Origin of the sequence: Dietzia cercidiphylli, from assembly GCF_014145145.1 — a bacterium.
Taxonomy (GTDB): Bacteria; Actinomycetota; Actinomycetes; order Mycobacteriales; family Mycobacteriaceae; genus Dietzia; species Dietzia natronolimnaea.
Genome location: NZ_JAALEA010000064.1, coordinates 1 through 2,477 on the forward strand (window position 1 = coordinate 1; position 2,477 = coordinate 2,477).

Annotated in this window: 3 protein-coding genes; 1 reads left to right on the plus strand and 2 read right to left on the minus strand. The window is 68.9% G+C overall.

Annotated features, from left to right (window positions below; genetic code table 11):
• Positions 1 to 673: VOC family protein (locus G6028_RS03070; RefSeq protein WP_182658015.1), on the minus strand; the 673-nt coding region annotated here is incomplete at its 3' end.
• Between the two features lie 363 nt (positions 674 to 1,036).
• Between G6028_RS03070 and G6028_RS03075 the strand changes: the two genes are divergently transcribed.
• Positions 1,037 to 1,216: a hypothetical protein gene (locus tag G6028_RS03075; RefSeq protein WP_241730499.1), complete on the plus strand. Its 180-nt coding sequence runs from the start codon at positions 1,037 to 1,039 to the stop codon at positions 1,214 to 1,216.
• Positions 1,217 to 1,572: 356 nt separating this feature from the next.
• On the opposite strand, the gene G6028_RS03080 is transcribed toward G6028_RS03075, so the two are convergent.
• Positions 1,573 to 2,175, minus strand: coding sequence for a UbiA family prenyltransferase (locus G6028_RS03080; protein ID WP_241730500.1), 603 nt, complete (start codon positions 2,173 to 2,175; stop codon positions 1,573 to 1,575).
• Positions 2,176 to 2,477 lie beyond the last annotated feature (302 nt).

Below are 2,477 nucleotides of genomic sequence, written 5' to 3' on the forward strand. Positions count from 1 at the left end.
GGGCGACCATGTCCATCTCGGCCACCTCGAGCATGATGTGGACGATCCCGGGGCCCATGTGCGGGGCGGGCATCACGGCGAAGCTGTGGTGGCGGGGGTTGACACCCATGAACTGGATGCGCAGCGGCGGCATGCCGGGCGCGAACGGGAAGGGGAACGCGCCGCGGGTGTGGAAGCCCAGCACGTCGCGGTAGAAGCCGATGGTGGCGTCGTAGTCGGTGGTGGGGACCACGAGGTGGCCCAGGCCCAGCTCGTCGGTGACGAACTCGGTGCGGTACTTGGTGGAGACCTTCGAGTGGTCCAGCTCGGCGCCGTGGAAGATCTCCAGGCGCTGACCGCAGGGGTCCTCCAGGGTGATGGCGCCGTCGACCTTGATGGCCTGCGTCTCGTCGTGGGTGAGGTCGCGGTAGGCGATGCCGTGCTCGGTGAGGGTGGCCCGGACGCGGTCGAGGGCGATCTCGTCGCGCACCTCCCAGCCCACGGCGGCGAGGTTGTCCTTCTCCGCGCGGCGCAGGGTGATGCGGCGGGCGCGCTCGTCCAGGCGCAGGTGGAGGGTGTCGTCGTTGCCGCCGGCGCCCACACCCAGGTCCAACACGTCGTGGGCGAGCGTGCGCCAGCGGTCGAGGTCGGTGGTGTCGATTCTGAGGTAGCCGAGGGCCCGGATGTCGCCCATGGAGTGTCCTTTCGAGAGGGGGTCCCGCCGTGCCGGGGTGTCACCGCGGGGAGCGCCGCACGCGCGCCCGGGTGGGGATGAGGACACTGTGACCCGGGTGTGGTGCGCGTCACCAAACGATTCCGCTGGGCGGGAACCGTGCAGGTGGGAGGGTGGTTAATCGGCGACGATCACGACGACGACGACAGACAAGTCCCGGCAGCAGCACACGACGCAGGTCGTTGCCAGGTCGTGCAGACCGAGCGGTTGTCGAGGCAGTGCCGACGATTCGGATCGGGCAGCGGCCCGCAAGCGGCAGGGCCGCCGTTCTGCAAAACTCACGCCCCTCGTCCGGACCGCACGCAGCATCATGCCCGCGCGGTGGTGTCCAATGACGCGATCGACGCCTTCGCCCCGGTGCGCGTGGTCGAACGGGACGAGCACGTCGAGGTGACGCTCGAGGGCCCGCGCGGTCCGGTCGAGGTGTGGCTGCGGGAGACCTACTCGGAGCCGATCTTCACGATGTGCCGGGCCCACGCCCCCGACCCGGTGAGGCAGTGGTAGCTGATCGAGGTCAGGGCCGGCGGGTAGCGCCGCGCCCGGGTGACAAATCCACGGCCACAAATAGAACGACGACATCGACGACGAGGTCGGCAGCTGCTCTATTCGCGAGCGGCCGCCCGGTCATGCAGTCCGGTCAACGGGGTCGCCGAAGGCTCACTCCGGGCCCCTGGCGTCAGCCGAGCAAGAGCATGACGACGTTGACTCCCGCGGTGGCGATCACCGCGTAGAACGGCGTCTTTCCCTTTTTGCCGGTCGTGGCGACCGCCAACACCAGCACCACGGCCAACAGCACCCACTGGGCGGCCGTCGGGGGAGTGCGGCTGCCGAAGACGGCGACGACGGTGGCGGCGACGAGGTCAGCGCCGCCAGAAGCGGAACGGTTGTGGGTGCGAGCCGGTGGGGGAGTCCCCGGACCCCGGTCGCTGCGTCGTCGGCGAGGTCGGGCATGGCGTTGAGCAGGTGCGCGGCGAATCCCAGCAGGGCGCCGACGACGCAGCGGCCGGGTCACGGGACAGGCCCACCACGGCGGGGAGAGCGCCGAAGGCCAGCGAGTACGGGAGCCAGGAGAACGCGGTGGATTTGAGCGCGAAGTTGTAAGCCAGGGCGGCGCAGACCCCCAGAGTGAGATGAAGAAGGCCGGCAGCAAGGCCGCAGAGCAGCGACGTCGCAACACAGACCACACTCGCGACACCGGTTGTCGAACGCACCAGCCCGACCGAGATCTGCCCGGCCGCGAGTGGTTTGTCGCGGCGGCCGACGCGGCGGTCCCGCTCGCGGTCGACCAGGTCGTTGGTCCATCCCACGACGAGCTGACCGCTGAACACCGCGACAAACAGGATCACTGCGGTGCGAGTGCCCACACCCATGCTCGCCGCGAGCAGCACGGTGAGCATGGTGACCGCGAACGCCGGGACGGGATGGGCGGCCCGCAGGAGTGGGATAGCGGGGCGCGTGGTCATGGCTCAATGCTGTTACCGGCGGGGCCGCGAAAGGTGGCTTTCGCACTTTCACGGCCGGGGGGTGAGCCCTCACGACCCATTGCCCAGAAACTCGCGGTCAGCTATCGCGCGGCCGTGCGTTTCGCCCCATCCTGACCTGCTCGCGCCATTTTGGCGGCAAACCCCAAACCCTCCGACCGAGCCAGGGCGGTTGAATTTGCGGGGGTGACGGTCGGTTACTTCATATCGTTGGTTTGGCGGATGGGGGCCAAATAGTCAGAGTAGACATTAGCCCCGGTGATTCACGGGGATCTGCGGATCGC